Below are 24,284 nucleotides of genomic sequence, written 5' to 3'. Positions count from 1 at the left end.
TTTGCTACTGTCTAAATGGTAAACAACATGCAAAAGATCACCACATTCCTTACATTCAACAACCAGGCAGAGGAAGCTGCTACGATGTATACCTCTATTTTTAGAGACTCAGCCATCAACACCGTAAGCCGATACGGAGAAGGGGCACCCGTACCCGCCGGAACCGCAATGTCTGTTACGTTTCAACTATTCGGACAGGAATTTTTTGCCTTAAATGGCGGACCACATTTTACGTTTTCGGAGGGGATTTCCCTGTTTGTCGACTGTGAAACGCAGGAAGAAGTCGATACGTATTGGCAAAAGCTGTCTGAAGGGGGCACACCAGGGCCGTGTGGCTGGCTTAAAGACAAATTTGGCGTATCCTGGCAAATTGTACCGTCGGCGTTGGGAAGAATGTTGGGCGATAAAGACCCCGAAAAGTCAAAACGGGTGATGCAGGCCATGCTGAAAATGAGCAAACTCGATATCAAAACGCTGGAAGAAGCCTACGCGGGTTGACGTATTGACTACGTAGTATTACTAGTATCTGAAACGCTCCAGCTGTTTTCTGCAAATCAGTCGGAGCGTTTTTTTTTAATTCACCTTACTTCATGATCGGTAATCTGCCGGTGGGAAATTATCGGATTTGGGTTAGTCAGTTGGTGAGACTGTAGTGTAATGAGTACGGTTGTTCCCTGGCCGTCGGCCGTATTGATCGTCAGCAATGCGCCAAGTTGGTGAGCCCGTTGACGAACACTTTGTAAACCAATTCCGCTCGTCTTGGAGGCTATCGAAAAACCTTTGCCGTCGTCTTTCAGGCACAGAAGCAAGCCATCAGGCGTTGTTCGTAATTGAATCCAGACACGGGTGGCCTGAGCGTGACGTAGTATGTTCGTCAGGCACTCTTTCGCAATCAGATACAGCTCGCGTCGTTGTTTGTGGGTAAGCCCGGTTAGTTCGTCCAATTGATCACACTCGATGTAGAGTTGGATAGTACTGTCCGCAAACAATGAATAGGCCGTTTCCTGAATGCACAGACCAATATGCTGTAAGGAATTACTGGATGAGTTAAGGCTCCAGACAATTTCCCGCATCGAATCCATCACCTGCCGCGCGGTTTGACTAATGGTCTGCAGTCGATCCTGTACCTTAGCATCGACTACGTACTGGCTGGTTGTCTGGCTAAGAATACTAATTGAGCTTAGTTGTGAGCCAATTTCGTCGTGCAGATCCAGCGCTATCTCGTCTCTAAGGTTGTTGAGCCGGGTTTGTTTCCGTTCATTTTCCTGAAGCTGCTCAATGAGCTGAGCCTGAATGCGAATTTTTTCCCGTTCGCTACGTCGGTTGAGCAATGATATACCAATCATCACACAAACTGATTCCAGAATAACGCCAATTTCAAGTGGTGTCATTGGGAACGTGAAGGGCTTTTCTGGCTGGCGAGTAGCCCAACCCGTCTGAAACATCACCAGCCCCAAAATCGCGCCTATCAGATAAAACGACGTACCAGTAATGAAAAACGACAAAATCTGATTCTTAAGTCGAAGTATCCGGGGAACTGTTGCCAGTGCTAAGGCGGCCAATACGTAGCGACTAAAACTGTGAAAATTACCCTGAATGGAGTTGCCTGTTGTCCCGGTCATATAGCTAACGACATCAACAATAATCAGTAGCAGGGATAATATGGAAATGGCGTTGATGAGCTTAACACTGGTTTTATCGTTGGTCTGCAAGTCCATCAGCAGAACAGCAAACCGCCCATAGATGATAAAGGAAAAGCACTGTACAATACTTTCGGTGAGCATTCCAAACTGAATCTGCCGGACAGATGCGTGCTGATCAATATCCAGATGATACTGATCATTCAGGTATAGATACCAGAAAATACAAAACAGATACAGGCTGTATAACGAATAGGTCTGTTTATGGTGCCAGAAATACGAGATCAGTGTATAGGCCAGCATCATGCACAGCATGCCGTCCATGAAGATACGTAGTGTTTTGTAGTCAAAAAGAAGCAGCATAGGTGTGGATGTCTAGCAGTAGCCCGGCAGGACGAAGCCGCCAGGTTCGGGCGTATTGACTTGTAAATATACTATTTACTCAAAGTGATATAATTGCCGATCGCTAAATGTATTCGTACGATGAACGTAGCACGTATCCCCCTTTTATGGGATGTTTTCTGTAGGCGGCCTGCCCGACTTTTGCTTCATGGAAGGTAGCAACTATGAAAGAGTGGGTGCTACGGAGGTAATTGTCAAACAACTGTCTTATTAATCTATTCAACCATGCTTACATCTGCTACGTCTCGTATCGCGCACTCCTTTTTACTGGTGTGCATTGTTCTGTTTTCGTTTTCTGCCTGCAAAGGACCGCAGGGTGATCCGGGTCCTAAAGGTGACACAGGTGTTGCTGGAGCTCAGGGTGCCGCCGGGCCATCAGGCGCTACGGGGCCAGCGGGCCCGGCTGGTCAGAATGGTAATGCCAATGTGATTCAGATAAGTTACGGTGCAAAAAGCTGGGCCAATACCGTTGGTACATCAGTTGAGTTATTGATGACGGGCGTAAATGCTGATTTTGTTAGTAAGAGTGCCTATTTTACCTATGTCTCGACGGGTACGCTGTGGTATTCAATTCCTGGGGAAGTAAGTTCTTATGGCGAATTCAGAACATATATATCGCCAGCTGCTAATTCTACGCTATTTATTAAGCGAGTCAGTACCGGATTAGTCTTAAATGCCACGGCTGTTCGGGTCGTGCTGATTCCTGCCAACGATCTTCGCAACGCACGTAAAGCAGCCGTAGATTATGCCAACTATGAGGAGGTAAAGAAATTCTATAATCTGCCCGATTAATCTGCTACGTCATGACCTCTATTTTACAGCCCTGTCGGCTAGCGGGTTTACTCTTTGGCTTATTATGGTTTTCGGGGCACACGCTGGCTCAGAATGGAAATAACCCTTATCTGCGACTCACGCTCTATACGGGTGGCGACGATCTGCGTAATGGACAGAACGTTCTTGCTACGTTATACACAACCACCAATATGGGGCCGGGGATGGCCGATGTTAATATCAATGATGGACGCGGGTCGGGCAACAACACCAGTTTTAGCTTTATGTTTCCGATGGGCAGCGGCTGGAAACCGTCTGATTTCAAAGGCATAAAAATTGCCCACGATGGCAACGGACGTAACGCTTTCGAGGGGTATGATAACTGGAACCTCGACCGTATCCGGGTTATTTTTGTCGACCCCACTACGTCTCCTCAGCAAACGGTTTTGCTGGATTTGTCGGGGCAGCCATTGATCCGGTTCACGGGCGACAAACGGGCGCATAGCTGGAAATTCATGTCCGCTAACAGCGTTGGTAGTTTATCGGGAGGGTCCGGTTCGGGCAGGCAGATGATGAATGCTACCGACATTCGGTTTATTATCCAGTCGCAGCATAGTACGGTTGGCGATCCGCTCCAGGCCATGCTGACTAAACTGCGACAGACGGGTTCACTACGTAGCATGACATCGGCGCAGGCCCGACAAGTTTTGGCAAGTTATCCGGAAGAATCCGGACGAATGACGCTGGCCCGAGCCTGCTACCCGCTTGTGAGCGATCACGATCAGTTTCCGCCCCTGGTCGATTTATTTCAGTCATCGGGGATGATTCGGCAGTTTGAAGTCGATTTTGGTCGTGTCACTACGTTGGCGGGCAATACAAATGCTACGCAATCCAATACGTATATGGAACCCGTGAGTACGCCCACTCCACAGGCGGGTTCGCCACGATCGGCTGCCCAGGGCGAGATTAACGGGAAATTTATTCGGGTACGATACTCTCAAATTGCCGCTCGGGGGCGCGACGTCTGGTCAACCGTTGCGCCCTATGGTCAGCTTTGGCGGACAGGCGCCAACGAAGCAACTACCATTACGTTCGACCGGGACGTAACAGTCGACTACAATACAAAAATAGCCGCCGGAACGTATTCGATCTTTACCATTCCTGGGCCCGACTACTGGACCATTATCCTGAACGCAAACAGTAAGCTGTGGGGAACCAACGGATATACTAAAAATGAGGATGTAGTCCGGGTTTCGGCAATGGTTCGTCCGCACGAGTACACCGAACGGCTAACGTTTGCCGTTATTTCGGATGGTGTTATGCTACGTTGGGAAAAAGTCGAAGTATTTCTGCCTATTGAGTAGTCTGTCCAGAGTAGCCTGGACAGACTACTACTCAACTACACGTACTGAAACGCTGGATGGCTGCTGCGGGGAGAAATAGACCCGGTGCGTGGCTTTCTGGAAATCGGCTTCGGTGGCCTGGTAGATGTCGACAAATTTCTGTGGATTTCGATCCACCAGCGGAAACCAGGAGCTTTGCACCTGCACCATAATTTTGTGCCCTTTCTTGAATCGGTGAGCCGCATCCTGCATATCGAATTTCACTTCCGTCACCTCGCCTGGTTTCATGGGTTCGGGTTTCGAAAAGCTGTTTCTGAATTTGGCCCGCATCACCTCGCCACGAACCAGCAGTTGAAAGCCACCCATTTTGGTGCTGGCAATTGGGCTGTTGTTGGGCGCATTGCCCGGATAAACGTCGATCAGTTTGACCACAAAATCGGCATCGGTTCCGGTGGTCGATACGAAGAGGTCGGCCAGTACGTTGCCAGAAATCGTTACGTCGTCGGTTAACGTATCAGATTCAAATACGAGTACGTCGGGGCGGGTTGCCGCAAAGCGCTGATCTTCGTACATGAAATCACTACCCCGGACAATACGAATTTCGGACGTAAACGGAACGGGTTTGTTAGGATCACTGACGTATTCAGTAAACGACTGGGCCGATGTTTGTGGTGCATCGAACGACAGTTTGCCGTTTGGATGGAAATAGAGTTTCTTCTCCTGCGTGTTCTTCGGTGGCCACTGGTCATATTTACGCCATTCGTTGGCACCGGTTTCGAAAATGTAGGCTTTGGGAAGATTAGGGTTCGGGGCGTCTTTCAGGTAATGATTGAAAAAAGGAAATTCGATAGTTTCCCGGTAGAAGGGAGCCGTTTTGGAATCAAACCGAATATTGCCCAGTAATTCCCCCGTCGAACGCGCCCAGCCACCGTGAATCCAGGGTCCCATCACCAGCAGGTTCGGCGATTTGGGGTTGTTCCGTTCAATACCTGCGTAGGTTTTCAGTGGACCGTACAAATCTTCCTGATCAAACCAGCCCCCCACAGTCAGTACGGCAGGTTTGATGTTTTTAAGATGCGGAACCGGGGTACGGGCCTGCCAGAACTCGTCATAATTGCCGTGTTCCATCATCTGATTCCAGATGACATTCTGACCGTTGAAAATCTTCTCGTTTACGTTCCGAATGGGGCCTAACTTTTTATAGAATTCGTAGGAGTCCGGTGTGCCATAGGCTGAAAATTGGGGAGCCCCTTTGGCGCTCGGTTCCGGCCGGGGGGCGCCATACGACGACAGAAAGGCGAAGGTTCCCATCAGAAAGAATGCGCCGTTGTGATGCCGGTCGTCGCCCATATACCAGTCCGTTACGGGGGCCTGTGGTGAAGCAACTTTCAGGGCCGGATGCGCATCGATGGCCGTCATGGTGGTGTAAAAGCCGGGCGCTGAAATGCCCCAGCTTCCAACCCGACCGTTGTTGTTAGGGATGTTCTTCAACAACCAGTCGATGGTGTCGTATGTATCAGAACTCTCATCGACATCCGTTTTTTTCTTCTTGTTCGGCATGAACGGTTTCACGGCTACAAACTCTCCCTCCGACATATATTTGCCGCGAACGTCCTGATAAACAATAATGTAGCCATCACGGGCAAACAGCATAGAGGGTCCCAGCGAGGTTTTGTATTTGTCTTCGCCATAAGGAGCCACACTATAAGGGGTGCGATCCAGCAGAATGGGGTATTTCTGCGCGGTACTTTTCGGCATATAAATCGACGTAAAAAGCTTTACGCCATCGCGCATAGGAATCAGCCGTTCGATTTTGGTATAGTTCTGCCGGATGTACAACGAGTCTTCCTTGTTTGCTCCACCCTGAGCCGCCAGTTTTTGGGTGGATAGGACCAGGAAAAAAACGATAAGGAAGCGCAGGCTTTTTACGTATAGTTGAGTTTGTTGATATTGATAGAACCGCATAAATGATTATTGATAGTGAGCTGTTGCAGCCAGTAAACGGGTGAAGAATGAAATGTAGAAGAATGCGCTGGTATGCGCAACTAAATGATCTTTATTGTTGGAATAGTTAAAAATGTGTGTTGTATCGTTCAATTTTAATGAGCCATTTTTAATCAATTATCTACTGGCCTGAATAGTCTGAATGGAGGTAGATGACGTAGTATAATCAGTATATAGTTCAGCCCGATAACGTAGCCAATACCGTGAAAGAACAGTTAGCCATTAATGGCGGTGACCGAGTCGTAAAAGGTAGTTTTCCCTGGCCTGTTTTCGATGAGCAGGAAGTGCAGGCCGTGGCCGATATAGTACGTAGCGGACAATGGGGCAACCCCGACTGCGACGGTGCTGTGGCGGCTTTTGAGCGGGAGTTTGCGGATTATTGTGGCAGTACGTATGCCATTAGCTGTGTCAATGGTTCGGTGTCGTTGCGTCTGGCGTTGATTGCCTGCGGTGTTCGGCCTGGCGACGAAGTGATCGTTCCCCCGTATACGTTTATTGCTACGGCCTCCGTCGTGCTGGAAGCGAACTGCGTGCCGGTTTTTGTCGACATTGATCCTGATACGTATAACCTGGATGCCACCAAACTGGAAGCGGCCATAACAGAACGAACCCGCGCCATAATTCCGGTTCATTTTGCGGGCTTGCCCTGCGATATGGACGCTATTTTATCCGTTGCCCGGCGGTATAATCTCCGCGTGATTGAGGATGCCGCCCACGCGCACGGGGCCGAACTGAACGGCAAAAAACTCGGTACATTTGGTGATGCGGGTAGTTTTAGCTTTCAATCGTCTAAGAACTTGACCAGTGGGGAAGGCGGCATGGTGATTACCAACGACGATGCGCTCTACCAGACCATGAATTCGCTACGTAACGTAGGACGATTACCGCACGGGCAATGGTACGACCATTTTAATCCGGGGTGTAATTACCGGATCACCCAGCTTCAGGCGGTTTTACTGAGCCAGCAACTGAAGCGGCTGGATGAGCAGACGATACTACGTAACGAAAACGGGCTGTATCTGGATACGCTACTTGAACCAATCGACGGTATCACGCCCCTGAGCCGGGGAGCGTTGCCGCTGCGTCATTGTTATCACCTCTATATTTTCCGGTACGACAAAACCCGATTTGGCGATCTGCCTAAAAAAGAGTTTGTGGCTATGCTGAGCGCGGAAGGCGTTCCTTGCTCGGCTGGTTATCCGCATCCGCTCTACAAACAACCCGTTTTTCAGCAAAAGAACTGGATGTGCTACGCCATTCCCGATTCGGTCGATTATGCGCAGGTGTCCTGCGACGTGGCTGAACGGGCCTGTGCCGACGAAGCCGTCTGGATTTTTCAGCACGCTATGCTGGGTTCACGTAGCGATATGGATTCGTTTGCGGAAGCAATCCACAAGATTCAGCGCAACGTTGCGAGCTAATCGTTGAAACGTAGCATTCGTCTCTCGGGCGAGGTATCCGATAGTTTCTTTAGTCTGCTACGTTAGCCTGACATTTCATACTGTATTGGTTTAATCCCCCTGTGGGATAGGGCTCCTCTGTGCGCACGGCCTGATGGTGAGCGTGCGTATGCCTGTGTATGACGTTGTCAGAAACCGTAGAAAGTACCGTATAACCGGCGATTTGTACCGCTTTCGATCAAGCAATACCTGCCAATTTTGTCCTGATAGATCGCAGGGGCTATTACTCTTCGACATTTTTTTAGCCAGTTTAACTCAAAAACTATGCCTACGCTGACACTTAAAGATGGTACCGAAATTTATTACAAAGATTTAGGATCAGGACAACCGGTTGTTTTTCATCACGGCTGGCCATTATCCAGCGACGACTGGGATGCTCAGGTGATGTTTTTTCTGCTACATGGCTATCGGGTAGTGGTTCATGATCGCCGGGGACACGGACGCTCTACGCAGACAACTGGTGGCCACGACATAGAGACGTATGCTGCTGATGCGGCTGAACTATACGAATTCCTGGATCTAAAGGACGCTATCCATGTTGGCCATTCTACGGGTGGTGGCGAAGTGGCTCGTTACGTTGCCAAATACGGAAACGGTCGGGTTGCCAAAGCCGTTCTGATCAGTGCGGTTACTCCGCTGATGGTGGTTAGTGAGTCAAATCCTGACGGTGTACCTATGTCGGTGTTCGATGAGATTCGGGAAGGCACAGCTACCAGACGGGCGCAATATTTCCACGAATTTACGTGGCCTTTCTATGGCTTCAATCGGCCGGGAGTGACTGCTTTGCAGGGCGTTCAGAATAACTGGTGGCGCCAGGGTATGATGGGCGGAATCAATGCTCACTACTATGGTATCAAGGCTTTTTCGGAAACCGATTTTACGGAAGATCTGAAAAGCATAGACGTACCGGTTCTGATTCTGCACGGCGAAGATGACCAGATTGTGCCTATCGATATTACAGCCCGTAAAGCAATTAAGCTTCTTAAAGACGGTCGCCTGATTACGTATCCTGGGTTCCCGCACGGCATGCCAACTACGGAAGCTGCTACCATCAATGCCGACTTGCTGGCGTTTATACAATCATAACCGTTACGCGGTGTTGGTGCAAACACTGGACGCAACAGCGGTACTCTCTCTACCCTAAATGTAATTCGTTTATGATACTGAATAGGTTGATGATTAACGTGTTGGCTATTTTTGTAATGGCGCTGTCGACAACCGAAGTGACACTGGCTCAGTCCACTGGAAAAGGAGTGAAGAACATCGTACTGGTACACGGCACCTGGGCCGATGGGTCAAGCTGGTCGAAAGTTATTCCACTTCTGGAGGCCAAAGGCTATACCGTTCTGGCCGTACAAAATCCGCTTACGTCGCTCGGTGACGACGTAGCTGCTACCAAGCGGGCCATCGAATTACAAAACGGTCCAGTCTTGTTAGTGGCGCATTCGTGGGGGGGCGTTGTGATTACCGAAGCGGGGAATCACGATAAAGTAGCTGGCCTGGTATACGTAGCGGCAGCCGCGCCAGACGAGGGGCAGTCGTTTCTGGAATTGGTCCAGACAGCACCCGCCACGCCTGGCAACGATCAGATTCGCCCGGATGCCTACGGATTTGTCAGTATGACGCCCAAGGGTATTTTCGAAGACTTTGCGCAGGACTTGCCTAAATCAGAACAGAAATTGATTTTGGCAACACAGGGGCCACAGGCTTTTTCTGCTCTGCAGGAGAAAGTGACCAAGGCTGCCTGGAAATCGAAGCCATCCTGGTATATCGTAGCGGCCAATGATCGGATGATCAATCCAGATCTGGAACGGACACTGGCTAAGAAGCTTAAGGCTACTACGTCGGAATTGAAAACCAGTCATGTAGCCATGCTTGCGCAGCCCGAGAAGGTAGCATCCGTTATTATAGAAGCGGCCTCCAAACTCAGTATGAAGTAAACCAGTATTCGCTCTCGCTCTGCCAATCGCTGGCGGGTGAGAGCGGATTTGTGCAACCAACAGGCGGGCCTGCCATAATGAAGGTCAATGCCTGTTTCCCTTATCTTTTTTGTTATGAATTCGTCAATTTTAGGACTTCACCATATCACGGCCATCGCCAATAATGCACAGCGCAATTACGATTTCTACACGCATGTGCTGGGATTGCGGCTGGTTAAGCGGACGGTCAATTTCGATGATCCAACCACCTACCATTTTTATTACGGTAACGAAACCGGTACGCCCGGTACCATTCTGACTTTTTTCCCCTGGGAAGGCATTGGGCCTGGCCGGGCTGGGATTGGCATGGCCACCGAGATCGGGTATGCCGTACCAGCTGATAGCCTGGATAGCTGGGCCAGCCGATTGCGCGAAAATGGCGTGCCGATGGGCGAACGCGGTGAACGATTTGGGGAACAGTATCTGCCATTTACAGACCCCGATGGGCTGGCTTTCACTCTTATTGTGCCCCAGCAACCCGACACCCGCCCCGTCTGGCAAACCGAAGACGTCAACGCCGATCTGGCAACCAGAGGTTTCCATACCGTTACGTTGACGTTGCAAAACATAGAACCAACAGCGCGGGTCCTGACCGATATTTTTGGGTATCGGCTGTTAGGGCAGGAGGGGAATCGCTATCGGTTTCAGACCGACGCGGTGACGGAAGCGGCTCTGGTCGATATACTGGAAGAACCATCGGGGAAACTGGGGCGTAATGCTGCCGGTACGAACCACCATGTTGCCTTCCGGGTAGAAAACGATGCTGTTCAGATGGAGTTTAGGGAGAAAATATTGTCTGCCGGTTTACAGATTACGCCCAAAATTGATCGGGATTATTTCTTTTCGCTGTATTTCCGCGAGCCAGGGGGCGTATTGTTTGAGATTGCGACCGACAATCCCGGCTTCACGGTCGACGAGCCTTTGGGCGAGCTTGGTAATACGCTGAAACTACCTAAGCAATATGAATCGTCTCGGGAGCGAATCGAAAAAGAACTGCCACTACTAAAAACAAAGTAGTCGAGTCGGGAATCGTCAGTATCAGCCGAATGCCAGGCTTCCGGGCATTCGGATGTAACGTTACGGGTGGCCTGCCTGCTTCGAACAAAACAACAACCTCTAGTAACCAAAGCGTATGAATACAACGCCTGTCAATACCAATTTCTCTCCCGACGATTATTCAATAGTACCGGCGAAAACCTTCGCTGATTTACGTATTGGTGATGTGTTCAGAGCACCTAGTCGTACACTCACCGATGCGCATGCCTCGGCGTTTCAGGCCGTTTCCTGCGATAATCATCCCGTTCATTATGATGTTGAATGGGCCCGTAAACATGGCCATTCAGCGCCGGTTGTTCATGGGCTTCAGGTACTGGCCTTCACTGCTCCCGGCGCTACGTTGTTTCCGCATTACATTGGGGAAATATTCATCAGCTTCACCGAACTGTCGTGCCATTTTCTAAAGGAAGTCCATTCGGGCGATACGCTATATTCATCGCTGGAAATTACAGACCTTATCGATCAGGGGGATACCGGATTGGTGGTAACGGCCGTTACGGTTCATAATCAACGTAGCGAACTGGTACTATCTGGTCAGCATAAATACCTGCTGAAGCAATGAGATGGCGTTACGTTGCCTGCATTTCTGCTACGTATTATCGGCTTTTTTTACGGAATAGGCAAGCGTAAGTCCATCAACAATAGTGTACTAGCCTGCCTGTCGTTCTATATTTGCGTACTGGCTATACCCATACCTACGCTTTTGACGATCAATGGTTTGTATGGGCGATTAAAACTAATGCAGGCATATGTGACTCCATGCATCGGTCAACCGCCGATAGGCCTGGCAACTTCCCGATATAGTTGGCAAACGGTTTTGCTGTTTACCCTGATCCTTCATGCGCTGACTGCCGATGGGCAGAATATAAACCGTCAGCAGGTCAGACGTTTGCTCGCTGATTTATCGGTTAGTCAACCCACTGAAAAGCGAATCCCTATTCTCCTGGAGTTGGGTAAATTCCATATCTATAAACCCGGCGAATCGAAGGTTGATTTAGATAGTGCCCGATTGTATCTGTATCAGGCTAAAAAACTGAGCGATTCACTGCATCTGTTAACTCGACAGCACGAAACCGCCTGTTTACTTATTGTAGCCGACCTGGAGGGGGGGGATACCAGCGCAGGGAGGGGTAAATTTAGCCAACTAGTTACTGAATGCCAGCGCACGGGCGACCAGGAAGGGGAGGCTATTACGCGGCATCGGTTTGGGATATGGCAACGGAATTTTGCCCCGGATTCGGCGAGCATACTGACAAACTTCCACCGGGCGGCCACTCTCTACCGGGCTATCAAAAAACCGCAGCAGGAAATTCAGATGCTGCAGGAAATAGCCATAACGCATTTCTACGAAGGACATATACTGCTTGCCGAATCGGAGTTACGTACCGTATTGACCCGCTACAAGGCCATTCGTTACGACAAACTGCACTACACCTACAATCTGCTGTCGGCCATTGCGCGCGTGAAAGGCGATTTGAAAGAAGGGCTCCGATACGGTTTGTTGTGTATAGACAGTATGAACAAAACGGCCGATACAGCGTCGGCTGCGGCTTTCTATGGCGATCTGGCCGAAATTTATGACGTAGCTGGCGACCAACGGCAACGTATTGAGTGGTATAAAAAATCGCTGGCCGTCTGGCGTCGGGAACGACTGCCAAACTATGCCTTGTTCAATGCGGCAGGCTGCATCGCTAAGGATTTGATTGCTCAGCATAAACCGCAGCAAGCGCTGACCTTCCTACAAAAACTGGTTGCCGAAATTCCAACCAATACGCTCATTCAAAAAGCCTGTGTGGCACAAAACCTGGCCTACTGCTATAAATCGCTGAAGAATTATCCAGTGGCGGAACGATATTATCTGGACGCCCTGGCTCGCTACGAAAAAAACAATCTTGATTTTGAAAAATCACTGCAGGTACGACAGGATATTGGTACGTTTTATCTGGAGCAGAAAAAATATGACGAAGCCCGCTATTTTCTAATAAAAGCACTCACAAAGCTTCCCCAGAAAGAAGCGCTCTCCACGCTACGCGACATTCAATTGATGCTTTTTAAGGTTGATTCCGCGCAGGGCATGTATTTGTCGGCCATCAACCATCTCAATCGCTACAAAGTCTATAACGACTCGCTAGTCAGTGAAGCCAAAAGTAAGCAGTTCGCCCAGTTGCAGGTGCAGTACGATATTCAGGCGAAAGAGCAGAATATCGCCCTGCTAACTGATCGGAATGAATATCAGCACTTAGCGTTAAAACGGGCCGAAACTACGCGCAACGCTATGATTGTTGGAGCGGTTCTCCTCGTGGGTTTGTTGGGGGTTAGCTACAATCGGTATCGACTCAAGCAACGTAGTAACCAGATGCTGGAAGCCAAGCAACGGGAAATCGACCAGAAAAACAGGTCGCTCGAACTGATCGTGGCCGAAAAAGAGGAATTGCTGAACGAGAAAGAGTGGATGCTGAAAGAGATTCACCATCGGGTAAAAAACAATCTGCAGGTTATTAGCAGTCTGCTGAATGCCCAATCGGATTATCTGCACGATGCTACGGCGTTGGCGGCTATTCGGGAGAGTCAGAGCCGGGTTCACGCGATGGCGCTGGTTCATCAGAAACTCTACCAATCCGACAACCTGGCCAGGATTAACATGGCTGAGTACATACACGATGTGGTCGATTATCTTCTGGAGTCGTTTAATCTTCAGCCGCCGGTAGAGTCTGTTCTGGAGGTAGTGCCGCTTCAACTGGATGTTAACCAGGCAACGCCTATTGGCTTATTGATTAACGAAGCGGTTACTAATACACTAAAGTATGCTTTCCCATCCGGTAACCGAAGTGACGTAGTGAGGAGCATACGGATAAGTTTACAGCCTCTGGATAATCAATTGTATCGACTGCTCATCGAAGACAATGGCGTGGGCTTGCCCGCCGATATTGATCCCACCACCAGCAATACGCTGGGACTGACCATGATTCAGGGATTGAGCCGCCAGATGGGGGGGCATCTGCTGATTTATCAGAACGATGGCGTATCGATTCAGCTTGATTTTAGCCCGCTGAAAAAAGCTGAGCGTTCGTTGATCGAAAAGACCTGACCACTACGTAGCGCATCGGTCAGCAATCAACTGCAAAGACCGGGCAGTGCGTAAAAATCGGGCATGAAACCAGTCAGTCGACCGGTGGCTTGCTGATGTTTAACTTCTTCATCCGGGCCTCCAGCGTAGTGGGCTTGAGATTGAGTAGTTCAGCAGCCCCACCGTGTCCTCGAATACGCCCTCCCGATTGAGACAAAGCCGCCAGAATAGCCGCCCGCATGGTGTCGTCAATAGGCTGTACGGAGTCGGGATGTTGAGGCTGTCGGGCTGGGGCTTCAGTGGGAACGAGTGTCCGTAGTGGTTCTGCCAGAGTCAGCGTTGTTGAACGCGACAGAATAGCTGCCCGTTCGAGCACGTGTTCCAGTTCCCGAACATTTCCCGGCCAGGCATAGGTACGTAACTGATGCATCGTGTCGTTGCTGATACCGGTGAGGGGTTTGCCCAGCTTTTTCGTGATACGTTTCAGAATGTGCAGCGCCAGCGGCTGAATGTCGACGATACGCTCTCGCAGGGGAGGTACGACAATGGGAAAAACATTCAGGCGGTAGTACAAATCCGATCGAAACCGACCGTTGGCTACTTCTTCCTCCAGATTCCGGTTGGTAGCGGCAATAATCCGAACATCAACGCAAATGGTACCTTTCCCACCGATCCGTTCAATTTCTTTCTCCTGAATGGCCCGCAGGAGTTTGGCCTGCAGTTCGATTGGCAGTTCGCCAATTTCGTCCAGAAACAAAGTGCCGCCACTGGCCAGTTCAAACTTTCCGATCCGTTTTTCGGTCGCTCCGGTAAAGCTGCCCCGTTCGTGCCCAAACAGTTCTGATTCAATGAGCTGACCCGGAAGAGCAGCGCAGTTAATTTTGACGATACTACGTGTTTTTCGGGCCGACAGTGTGTGTACCGCTCGGGCTACCAACTCTTTTCCCGTACCGGTTTCGCCCATAATCAGCACGGTTGCATCGGTATGGGCGACCTGGGCAACGTCCGAGAAGATGGCCTGCATAGCCGGGCTTTCCCCGATGATTTCTCCAAGATTATGGCTCCGCTTGATTTCCTCAACGAGATACGTTTTTTCCTGCTCAAGCCGCTCGCTGAGCAGTTTGATCCGTTCAAAGGCGAATACGTTTTCCAGCGCAAGGGCCATCTGAACGCTGATTTCCTGCAACGTGCGGAGGTCATGATACGTGAACGCATACGAGGCTTTGCTGGCTAGAATCAGCGTGGCTGCGGGTAGTTTGCCGATAAAAACCGGGACGTACATAAATGATTGTACATCCAGGTGCTTCCGGTATAGCTCAATAATTATGTTGTCGGTTGCCTGGTCCGTAAACTGAGCACTTACCTGCAGGGCGGGCGTCATCAGCGAGGTACGAAGCCCAGTCAGAGCCGCATCCCAACCTGCTGGACTAATCGCTACCTGCAAAGGTAATGACTGCGCGTTCAGCGGTTCAAAAAGGCCATTAACCTTGTGTACAGTCGTAAGCATGTCGGCACCCGATGGTTGTTGGCCATCGATTCGACAGAGAGCGAGCAGATCGATTGGTAGCAGTTCATTAATGGCTCGTGCCACCTGCGTCAATATAGCGCTCATCCCGATTTCGTTCCGAAACGCATTGGCAATAGCCAGTTCTATGGCTTTAACCTGCCGCCGGGTTTCCAGCTCTTCGTAAGCCAGCAGATTGTCCAGCGTTAAGGCAATCTGTGGACAAAGCAGGCAAATGGTTTGGAATTCAACAGCTGTCAGGCCCTCCGGTTCGGATCGGGTCAGCATAATGGTTGTTACGGCATTACGTTTCAGTGGAACAGGAAACAATGCCAGCGACCGCGCTCCCAATCGATTACGGCAGGCCCTTGCTGTTACGTATGTCTGGCATAGTTGCTCAAACGCGTTACCACTAAAAACACCAATTTCTTCGCCGAGTCGGTCGGGCGGGCCCGAATCCGGTTTTTCGGCTAAAAAGCCATTAGGCTCCTGCTGCAACAGGGTCACCAGATTAATTCGCCGGAACGTAGTGTCCGCCGTTTTTTCCAGCATCATCCAGTAGAACGACGATTCGTCGGGCAGGTCCATGCGAAGAGTAAGCGAGGAAAAAGGCACAACACGGTTTATCTGTTCCGCAATAGCCAGACAAAACTGTTCCCGGTCCTGAATGTTGATGCTGGCGTTGTTGACGGCTATCTGAATGCTCTGTTGTTGCCGCAGCCGGGCTTCTTCGCTATGGGCGTTTCGATAGCGGGCAATTTCCAGGGTCGATAGTACATCCTTCTCACGAAATGGTTTGGTCAGAAACCCGTAGGGCTGGGTCACTTTAGCAGCCTCCAGCAAACTGTCGGTCAGATTGGCCGATAAAAATACGAAGGGAATGGCCTGTTTATTCAGCCAATGCGCCAGATCGATACCCGTTTCCTGATCGGCCAGAAAAATGTCCAGCAGTACGATATCAGGTCGCTGCTGGCTTACCTGTTGTTTAGCTTCTTCCACTGATTTGGCGATACCAACAATCTGATAGCCTGCCTTGGTCAGGATACGCCTTAGATCGTTGGCAATCAAAAACTCATCCTCTACAATAAGGAGTGATGGAAGTCGGGCCGATTCCGGAACAGGCAGCATAGCAAATCTATAAGGTCGATTCTGTACAAAAGTACGACTCCAAAAGAACTCCGATAGTATCCTCCAATATATTGGAGACTCTACTATGTTGGAGTGTGTGGTTTTTTAGGTTTTTAATTGTATATAATTGAATTTGAGGTGGTTGTGTCGGGTTGGAGGTTATTCTGTAGCCATTGGCACTGTGTTGGCTGAATACGTAGTGAGTTCGATCCGTAATCTTTAACCGCAAAACGCATGAACTACTTCAATCAACCTGACGCCTTATCGATAGATCAGTTAGTGCTGGACCAATGGATGATGCCTGTTCGCTATCCTGAAGGATACGACCTCTACTTGATTCAGGCGGGGGAGGGGGATCACCTGGCCAACGAAAACCGGTTTATGTACAAGAAAGGGGATGTGTTTGTGTTGGGGCCGAATGATCGATACCGTTTCCAGATTACGGAGCAGACCCGTTTACTTAAACTCTCTTTTTCGCTGACTTATCTTATCGATCTGATGGCTTCTGGGTCCCACGTGTGGGGCTATCCGGACTGGGTGACTTCGGGTACGGGTACATTAACGAACGACTCTGCGGAACAGGGCAAATTACAAGCCTTATTAGCCATTCTATTATCGGAGCAGCTCAGTCTTCATCCACTGACCGGCAATCCAATCGCAAACTCCCTGATGCAGACTGTTTTTAGCCTGATAGACCGATTGTATGAACAACGTCTTACGGAGTCAACAAGCCACATTAGTTATTCATCTGAGCTAATACGACGATTGATAGTCTATATCCGTCAGCATATTGGAGAGCCAGATCGGCTACGGATGAACCATATTGCGGATACGTTCAATTATTCCCCCGGGCATCTAAGCGCTTTGTTTAAGCAACAGGTTGGCGACTCCATTCAGCAGTTTATCGTTCGGTTTAAGCTTAAACAGGTTGCTGCCCGACTACAACACACCTCGCTGACCATTTCGCAGATAGCCGATGAATTCGGTTTTGCTGATGTGTGTCATCTGAACAAACTATTCAAGCGGCATTATAAGTATACGCCAACAGCCTATCGGCAGAGTATTTCAGCTTAGTTATATACATTCTTCTTACGATACAATGGCTTCATTTTTTAACCCTGGTTTTGGACGGAAGCATCCAAACCAATACGCTGACCGGCTCCCGCCCGGCCAGTATGAAACGCACGATTTTCCGGTATTGACGGCTGGTCCAACGCCACGTATTCCTATCGAAAGCTGGACATTTTCGTTAACTGGTCTGGTCGATACGCCTGTTACGTGGACGTGGGATCAGTTTCAGGCACTGCCTCAGCAGGAGTTTACGGTCGATATCCATTGCGTGACAAAGTGGTCGAAATTCGATACGCGCTGGCATGGAATCAGCGTGGAAACGCTTTTGGAGCATATTATTATAAAACCAGAAGCCAGGTATGTTATGGCCTACTCGCACGGTGGATATACAACTAATCTTCCTCTGGATGATCTACGCCAGGGAAAGGCCTTTATTGGCATGGGGGTAGATGGTGAACCGCTGGCGGCCGAGCATGGTGGACCTGCCCGGTTGGTGGTACCAAAGTTGTATTTCTGGAAAAGTGCCAAATGGATTCAGGGGCTACGTTTTATGGCTCATGACCAGCCTGGTTTCTGGGAGCAGGCGGGTTACAGTATGTATGGTAATCCATGGACAGAACAACGGTATCGTAGCGACGATTGATGGCACGAATCGAGTGGCAGTTAGGCGAGGTTATCGCCATTATTCAGGAAACGCCAACAGTCAAGACGTTTCGGCTAAAACTTCCCAATTGGACAGCCCAATTGCCAGGCCAGCATTATGACCTACGCCTGACGGCCGAAGATGGCTACCAGGCAGAACGTAGTTACTCCATTGCGTCACCCCCTGAGCAACTCGGGGAAATTGACCTGACCATTGAATGGCTGGAGGAGGGGGAAGTATCTGCCTATCTGCACGAAGGTGTCACGATTGGCGATCTGATAGAAGTCCGAGGGCCGATAGGAGGGTATTTTGTGTGGCAGAAAACGATGGTTAACAAACCTCTGCTACTGGTGGGTGGTGGATCGGGCATTGTGCCGTTAATGGCTATTCTTCGGCACCGCTCAGCCATCAAAGCTACTAACCCGACACGATTATTATACAGTGTTCGGACTCCCGAGGAAACTATTTTTGGTCAGGAACTAGACCGACTGATGGGGCAGGATGCTACGTTCTCTCGTACGATTACCTACACCCGACAGGCGCCTGAGCACTGGACAGGCAACCGGCGCCGGATTAATAAAGAGATGCTGGCTAGGGAAGTTGGTCAGTATACTGAGCCTCCTCTCTGTTTTATTTGTGGCCCAACTGAGTTGGTTGAACTGGCTGCTAATCTGCTTGTTGACCTCGGTATACCAGCGCCATATATCTATGCTGAACGGTTTGGTACAACCAGACCTACGTGATTTTAACGCTACGTTCATTATCCATTAAAACTACGTAGCACAAACGTGTTTGCGCGCTTCTTAGGCGATGAAGTAGGGCATGGACGTACTGTTGCCCGAAAGGGAATTGTACAGAACGAAGCGCTACACGATTACTGCTATATCAGGTTTCCTGGTTAACAGGTCGTTAACGAAGCCTTCCCGGTCTTCAGGAGAGATGATTACGCTATCGTAGCGGTTATAGATTAACTCAAGCCTGTTTAGTGAGGTAGCTGGCGCACTGATTAGCGTTCGAGTTGCTTCTATTCGTACAATGGTGGTTATATCGATCGTTTTGTCGAAAAATAAACCCGATTTAATTCTAAGTTTCTGACCCAGAATCTGATAATATGTGGTCGTTAACAGATGGATTACGAGCAACAGACAAAATGAGACGATAGCAATTCCAGGCCAGCTTTTTAGGTAAATCATCAACAATAAAGGCCCACCCAGTGTCAGTATAAAAGTAGCTAAAAGTTCGGGGCCTACTTTGGATCGGTATGTTTTCGTCATTCTTATACGTTTTCTTGACCAGCTGAATACAAACAATCGACATCTGGGCTTGCCTAGGGCGGCTTTTACAAGTTTAACAACAGCCAACCTGTAAAAGCCGCCTAGTCGATACGTACTTGAACCAGACTCCTACTGAGCTTTACGCTTCGTAAAAAATACCCACAACACGTTTATGATTAACGGCCGGGAGGGATTGGCGCTGGAACTACATTCGCTACTGGTTTTGTCGATTTAAGGTAGGCAAAAATAGCTTTTAGATCGGCATCTTTTATGCCGCGATAATTGGTCCATGGCATTGGTGGCAACAGCATCCGATTACTGGCTATACCTTTCGCTTTACCCTGAGTCAAAGCCCGTTTAAACTGTTCTTCTGTCCAGTTACCAATACCCGTAGCGTCTGACGTCAGATTAGCTGCGAAGGAAATACCCCAGGGGCCAGCAGCCGCCGTATTGTCGCTATTGAATAAGACCCATTCGTTCAATGCTTCTGAATTCCGCGTGGGTAGGGGGCGACCAGCTGGATAACCAGACAAGAGTTTATCGGCTATTGGTTCGGGACCCTGCGCGCCCATCGTTTTTGGTGAATGGCAATCGTTACAGCCCATTATGCCAACCAGATACTCTCCGCGTTTGATCAATGTCTGGTCGGGAGGCATGTGCTTAGTTTCAGACGGTAATTTTTCGGATTTGGGTGTTAATCCAGCTACGATTAAGGTGCCCCCAATCATGGCGATAAGCGTGGACAGAGTAAATGATTTCATGATAAAAAAGAGTTAAGAAGAAGCGCCAAATAAGCGATTATTGAGCCAGCTGTTAAATGGTAGTTATCAAACGGCTACTAAATTTTTCGTCGATCTATAGTATTGCTGTGTTGGGAAGCAGACGGGGGGCAGGGCGGGAAATCAATTGCCCGCAGACAATAGCGTGGAATCTCAGTAGCGCTAGCTAACTCGGCGGGCAAGCAAGATGCCAACACCACCGATCAGACAACATAATAAACTGATCGCCCTAAACAAATTTCCCCAGCCAATGACGTAGTAGGTGTCATAAAGCTGAATGTCAAAAGTAGCCTGACTAACCCAAAAAGAGGCAACTAATAAGAGCAGGCCAAATCCTAAAAAAAGTAGTTTGATATTCATCATTACTCTATATAAATCGGTTAGCCTGTCGAACACTACGTGTCTGTATTGGGCTGGAAAATCGCTCGCAGCATCTACTACCCCTGTCGTACGCGACCTGGTCAGCGCTGTTCTCGTAGCAGGAGGTATTGATCTCTGTTGCCTTTTATTGCTTTAATAATTTTCAGCATTTTTCCATTGGCGAACATACCAACTAGATAGCCATCGCTAAATCTGTCAGCCCGGATAATTATCGTAAGGAGTTTGCAGAGCGTTTCAATAGGTAAGGTATTGTAATCAGTACTGTTGTCATCAAGCAAGCTCTTTCCTTCTTTCCAGGAGGTCCAGTTATACACGGGTACTACGTCTAAATCATTTACCGCGTGTAAAAACTTGTCTACTATTTTGGCTGAACTCCAGTAAGGCATTGCGATTGATCCATCAGGGAGTGTATCTCCACCCCTGACTTCACCAAATGTTTCGGTTGCTTCAATTTCAGGTATCAAGCCGAATAACTTATTCCAGTCATTTGGCTCGATCCTGTTTAAATGTTCGGTCAACTGGTCGAGTTGGATCATAAAACCAATATCTGTATTTTCTGGCTTCGTTCAAAAATACGCTTTGGCGCATGGAGCCACCTGTCGCGTGCAATCCTACCGCTACGTTAATGAACAAACGTAGTACCAACCTTTACACCCCTATTTAGTTGGGCTGTCCCGACTTTCCGCCGAGACGGGCTTCCTTTCGCCAGACAGGAAACACACGCGAAGCGAACCACTAACACGCGTAACCGATTCAAGACCCGCGCGAAGCCCGTTTACTACGTATCAGAATCACGCGAAGCCTTTCACTACGTTGTCGCGGGACGATGGCTCTGTCGACGCTACGTTGCCAGCTCACTTTTTGTTAACCTACCCAACCGGGGCGACTCTCGTGTCGACCGAAACCAGAATAACAAGCCTAAAAAGTTGACCTGTCGAGCCGAGCGGCCTGTCGACCGAGACACGGCACTACGTTGTTTTTCAATCTGTTGTGTACACCCAATGACTAAAGGGGTTGATGGTGAACACATTACGCTCCTGAACATGAGCCACTTGCATCTTTACACCCCTTGGTGGCTGGGCTGCTTAGCTTCCTAACCGGCGAGCGTCCTGTCTCCCGACAGGGTGACAGAGCGGAGCGAGCAATACGCACCAATCCGCTTTTGTCAGCTTCCATGTCGGGGCGCTTCTCGTGTCCACCGCAACCCGCCTAACTCGCCTTTAGCTTCTATCTCGGGGCGTTGCCTGTGTCGCAGGCGACTCAAAAAGCGACCCCGTTTCGGTGTTTGATCTATTTGGAATATATTTGGTTTCAATAGACTGCAAAATTGCAGTCTATTATATAGTTAGACTTTTTTTGGATATGACATTATGAAGATCTCCCTCATTATATTGGTTATTGTTTGCGCTTTGTCATGTGGTGTCGCTAGGGATGCGGCAAAATCTACCGACCAAGCAAACTTACAAGGAGCTTGGTTGGCGCAATCTGAAAGCCAAAAGGGCAAGAAATGGAATGTATCTTACCTATATGTCTTCAGAGGAGATAAACTTTTTTTCACAGACGAGACCGGGAAGGAGGTTACGTATTCTTTCAAGTTGGACACTACTGGCAGCCTCAAGTTCATTATTATTCAGCCAGATGGGACGCTCAACATTTCGGCACCTGTCAGCATTGCTTATGAGTTGGACGGAGATTCGTTGAAGATTGTGGTCGCACCACTTGGTTTGCGCCCTACAGAAATATCAGACAAAAACAATCAGGAGTTAATTATCTGCAAGCGAAAGGATTCATGAAAACGCCTAACCATAATGTTTGTGAAAAGGTCATAGCTATTCATATCTTAACTTATTGAACCGGTTTTGTGTCGTTTAGCACAGCACACAACGCCCGCGAGGGTTGATGGTGAGCGCACAAGTTAACACAAATAACCACACTTGAACTTTTACACTCTCATTTGGTTAGGCTGCCCCGCTTTCCACCGGACGAGTGGCCTGTCGCCCTACAGGGTGACAGCCGCGAAGCGAACCACAACGCACACATCCGCTTTTTGCCGAGCGCGAAGCTTTCACGAGGTTGCGACCAGTTGAAAAGTTGCCTTTTTACTACGTCTCTCGTGTCAGCCGCAAACCATTTTCAGCTTCACCTTCGAAGCGCTTCTGGTGTCGACCGGAGCCGCCTAACGAGCCACAAGATGACCGTCGGGGCTGTTCCCTTGTCGCACGGACGCTGGAAATGCACTCCCAGCTTTTGGCTGTTCACCCAACGACCATGAGGGTTGATGGTGAGCGCACAAGTCAATACAAACAACCGCACTTTCACCTTTACACCCTCATTTGGTTGGGCTGCAAACCCGCCTTCGGGACGTGCTCCCTGTCGACGGAAAGCTACCTACTGCCACCTATCAAGCACGTAAAGCTGCAATAAACCACGCCATAAAGTAAGCAAACAGAGGTGTGAAAGGAGTCCCAAGGATACCTGCATACAATCTCAGCCTATGGCGTTGTAAATAGACTGACTCATCTATTATTTTAAGAGTAATCAGGACTACAATTGTTAGACAACCCAATCCCAAAGCACAAATAAAAGCAGCGATATCCTCATCATATTCTGATGTAAATGCCTTAAAAATGTAGTAGATAACGGCTAGTGGGGTTATACAAAGAATCCCCCATAGAATTGTTGATATAGCTCCGCGCATTTTTGGAATGAAATCGAATACTAATAAGTCACCCAACTATTCTCTGTCAACCGAAACTTGAAAATGCAAGTCCAATTACCCTGTGCTGGGGCGTTTCTTGTGTCACACGAAACCCACCTAATCAGTAAAAGCCTGACTTTTGAGCCCTGCCAACTGTCAACCGAAGCTGCCCAACGCGCCGAAAAGCCTGCCTGTCGAGCCTTGCGACCTGTCGCACAAAAGCCTACAAACGAGCATTACATTTTGGCTGATGCATCCAACGCCAACGGGTGTTGATGGTGGGCGCAGAACTCTACTGAACACACGTATCTCAACCTTTACACACCCCTTCTGTTGGGCTGCCAACTCTCCACCGGGACGTGCGGCCTGTCGCAGGAAGCCACCCGGCGCAACCAAACCTACTTATCATTCTCAGCTTTGTCAAGGGCTGCTTGAATATCAGCCTGCCGTTGGCCGTTGGTCATGTCCAGAATGACAACCGTCTCAATGTCAATTTCAGCGTCATTGGCCGCGATGATTGAAAACCAGATGCCTTCCTCAAAATCATGGTGCCAAGTGGTCATGATGTCATGCTTGGGCAGGTAAGGCTCGTCTTCCTCCTCCACTTTCCTAAATAAAATTTCCTCGTCGGCCCAATCATGCACCTTTTCACATTGCTTGCCAACGGTAGCTATCCAGCAAACATCCTTGAGAATAATTTTTACGATGACTTCGTCAAGATACCTCCTTTCTCGGTCATCGCTCACTAAAACGCATAACCAATTTTTAGTTGGAATTTGAGCGTACCAGTTCTGAGCGGTATTGTACTCAACCAAAAGAATGTCGCGGGAATTGATACGTCTTACCAAAGTACTTTCTTCAAGTTAATTGTTGAACCCGATACCTATGTCAACTAGAGCCACCGAACGAGCCCAAAGTACGCCAAACCGGGACGTTTCTCGTGTCAACGGAAGCCGACGAACGAGCTAAAACCGCTCTGTTTCGGGACGTGCTACGTGTCGCACACAAGCCCACTACTACGTTACGGTTTTTTCGCTCCACCCAACAACCCTGAGTGCTGATGGTCTTGCAAGTCACTTGAAAA

The 24,284-nt window shown here is 49.1% G+C and carries 21 protein-coding genes; 13 read left to right on the top strand and 8 right to left on the bottom strand.

Annotated features, from left to right (window positions below; translation table 11 throughout):
• The first annotated feature begins 27 nt into the window (after window positions 1-27).
• A complete protein-coding gene (locus GK108_RS16380) occupies window positions 28-498 on the top strand; it encodes a VOC family protein (protein ID WP_163950678.1) in 471 nt (156 codons plus the stop codon).
• 80 nt (window positions 499-578) lie between these two features.
• Here the strand turns inward: GK108_RS16380 and GK108_RS16375 are convergent, their stop codons facing one another.
• Window positions 579-2,003 (bottom strand): sensor histidine kinase, encoded by a 1,425-nt coding sequence (locus tag GK108_RS16375; RefSeq protein ID WP_163950676.1) that lies wholly within the window; start codon window positions 2,001-2,003, stop codon window positions 579-581.
• 264 nt (window positions 2,004-2,267) lie between these two features.
• Here GK108_RS16375 and GK108_RS16370 point away from each other — a divergent pair, with 264 nt between their 5' ends.
• Both GK108_RS16370 and GK108_RS16365 read left to right on the top strand, forming a co-directional pair.
• Window positions 2,268-2,834, top strand: a complete 567-nt coding sequence (locus GK108_RS16370) for a collagen-like protein (RefSeq protein WP_163950674.1) — start codon at window positions 2,268-2,270, stop codon at window positions 2,832-2,834.
• 11 nt (window positions 2,835-2,845) lie between these two features.
• Window positions 2,846-4,177, top strand: a complete 1,332-nt coding sequence (locus GK108_RS16365) for a DUF2911 domain-containing protein (protein ID WP_163950671.1) — start codon at window positions 2,846-2,848, stop codon at window positions 4,175-4,177.
• Between the two features lie 27 nt (window positions 4,178-4,204).
• On the opposite strand, the gene GK108_RS16360 is transcribed toward GK108_RS16365, so the two are convergent.
• Complete coding sequence (locus tag GK108_RS16360; protein ID WP_163950668.1) at window positions 4,205-6,121, bottom strand: CocE/NonD family hydrolase; 1,917 nt, start codon at window positions 6,119-6,121, stop codon at window positions 4,205-4,207.
• A gap of 242 nt (window positions 6,122-6,363) precedes the next feature.
• Here GK108_RS16360 and GK108_RS16355 point away from each other — a divergent pair, with 242 nt between their 5' ends.
• The 6 genes from GK108_RS16355 to GK108_RS16330 all read left to right on the top strand — a co-directional run bounded on the left by GK108_RS16355 (window position 6,364) and on the right by GK108_RS16330 (window position 13,743).
• A complete protein-coding gene (locus tag GK108_RS16355; protein ID WP_317166538.1) occupies window positions 6,364-7,581 on the top strand; it encodes a DegT/DnrJ/EryC1/StrS family aminotransferase in 1,218 nt (405 codons plus the stop codon).
• A gap of 303 nt (window positions 7,582-7,884) precedes the next feature.
• Window positions 7,885-8,706, top strand: a complete 822-nt coding sequence (locus tag GK108_RS16350; protein ID WP_163950664.1) for an alpha/beta fold hydrolase — start codon at window positions 7,885-7,887, stop codon at window positions 8,704-8,706.
• Between the two features lie 71 nt (window positions 8,707-8,777).
• On the top strand, window positions 8,778-9,560 hold the full coding sequence (locus tag GK108_RS16345) for an alpha/beta fold hydrolase (protein ID WP_163950662.1): 783 nt from the start codon (window positions 8,778-8,780) through the stop codon (window positions 9,558-9,560).
• A 114-nt stretch (window positions 9,561-9,674) separates the two neighbouring features.
• The gene (locus GK108_RS16340; RefSeq protein ID WP_163950659.1) at window positions 9,675-10,616 is read left to right on the top strand and encodes a ring-cleaving dioxygenase; all 942 of its coding nucleotides are present in this window, start codon (window positions 9,675-9,677) and stop codon (window positions 10,614-10,616) included.
• 115 nt (window positions 10,617-10,731) lie between these two features.
• On the top strand, window positions 10,732-11,217 hold the full coding sequence (locus tag GK108_RS16335; RefSeq protein ID WP_163950656.1) for a MaoC family dehydratase: 486 nt from the start codon (window positions 10,732-10,734) through the stop codon (window positions 11,215-11,217).
• Window positions 11,218-11,406: 189 nt separating this feature from the next.
• Complete coding sequence (locus GK108_RS16330) at window positions 11,407-13,743, top strand: histidine kinase dimerization/phosphoacceptor domain -containing protein (RefSeq protein WP_317166537.1); 2,337 nt, start codon at window positions 11,407-11,409, stop codon at window positions 13,741-13,743.
• Between the two features lie 73 nt (window positions 13,744-13,816).
• On the opposite strand, the gene GK108_RS16325 is transcribed toward GK108_RS16330, so the two are convergent.
• Window positions 13,817-16,354, bottom strand: coding sequence for a sigma 54-interacting transcriptional regulator (locus GK108_RS16325; protein ID WP_163950653.1), 2,538 nt, complete (start codon window positions 16,352-16,354; stop codon window positions 13,817-13,819).
• A gap of 234 nt (window positions 16,355-16,588) precedes the next feature.
• On the opposite strand from GK108_RS16325, the gene GK108_RS16320 reads away from it, so the two are divergent.
• From GK108_RS16320 to GK108_RS16310, 3 genes are read left to right on the top strand one after another with little or no spacing between them, the layout of a single operon-like run.
• On the top strand, window positions 16,589-17,428 hold the full coding sequence (locus GK108_RS16320) for a helix-turn-helix domain-containing protein (protein WP_163950650.1): 840 nt from the start codon (window positions 16,589-16,591) through the stop codon (window positions 17,426-17,428).
• Between the two features lie 25 nt (window positions 17,429-17,453).
• Window positions 17,454-18,068, top strand: a complete 615-nt coding sequence (locus tag GK108_RS16315) for a sulfite oxidase-like oxidoreductase (protein ID WP_163950647.1) — start codon at window positions 17,454-17,456, stop codon at window positions 18,066-18,068.
• Complete coding sequence (locus GK108_RS16310) at window positions 18,068-18,811, top strand: ferredoxin reductase (RefSeq protein WP_163950645.1); 744 nt, start codon at window positions 18,068-18,070, stop codon at window positions 18,809-18,811. Before GK108_RS16315 ends, GK108_RS16310 begins: the two co-directional genes overlap by 1 nt.
• A gap of 123 nt (window positions 18,812-18,934) precedes the next feature.
• On the opposite strand, the gene GK108_RS16305 is transcribed toward GK108_RS16310, so the two are convergent.
• The 4 genes from GK108_RS16305 to GK108_RS16290 all read right to left on the bottom strand — a co-directional run bounded on the left by GK108_RS16305 (window position 18,935) and on the right by GK108_RS16290 (window position 21,038).
• Window positions 18,935-19,342, bottom strand: a complete 408-nt coding sequence (locus GK108_RS16305) for a PH domain-containing protein (protein WP_163950642.1) — start codon at window positions 19,340-19,342, stop codon at window positions 18,935-18,937.
• Window positions 19,343-19,518: 176 nt separating this feature from the next.
• The gene (locus GK108_RS16300) at window positions 19,519-20,103 is read right to left on the bottom strand and encodes a c-type cytochrome (protein WP_246224934.1); all 585 of its coding nucleotides are present in this window, start codon (window positions 20,101-20,103) and stop codon (window positions 19,519-19,521) included.
• Window positions 20,104-20,283: 180 nt separating this feature from the next.
• Window positions 20,284-20,484: a hypothetical protein gene (locus GK108_RS16295; RefSeq protein ID WP_163950639.1), complete on the bottom strand. Its 201-nt coding sequence runs from the start codon at window positions 20,482-20,484 to the stop codon at window positions 20,284-20,286.
• A 98-nt stretch (window positions 20,485-20,582) separates the two neighbouring features.
• Window positions 20,583-21,038, bottom strand: coding sequence for a DUF6508 domain-containing protein (locus tag GK108_RS16290; RefSeq protein ID WP_163950638.1), 456 nt, complete (start codon window positions 21,036-21,038; stop codon window positions 20,583-20,585).
• Window positions 21,039-21,872: 834 nt separating this feature from the next.
• Between GK108_RS16290 and GK108_RS16285 the strand changes: the two genes are divergently transcribed.
• Entirely contained in the window at window positions 21,873-22,295 is a 423-nt protein-coding gene (locus GK108_RS16285) for a TIGR03067 domain-containing protein (RefSeq protein WP_163950636.1), read from the top strand.
• A gap of 1,303 nt (window positions 22,296-23,598) precedes the next feature.
• On the opposite strand, the gene GK108_RS16280 is transcribed toward GK108_RS16285, so the two are convergent.
• A complete protein-coding gene (locus GK108_RS16280; protein WP_163950634.1) occupies window positions 23,599-24,048 on the bottom strand; it encodes a DUF7684 family protein in 450 nt (149 codons plus the stop codon).
• Window positions 24,049-24,284: the final 236 nt, after the last annotated feature.

This window comes from Spirosoma terrae (assembly GCF_010435915.1).
GTDB classification, from domain to species: Bacteria; Bacteroidota; Bacteroidia; order Cytophagales; family Spirosomataceae; genus Spirosoma; species Spirosoma terrae.
This window is presented reverse-complemented; position numbering and strand designations above follow the sequence as displayed.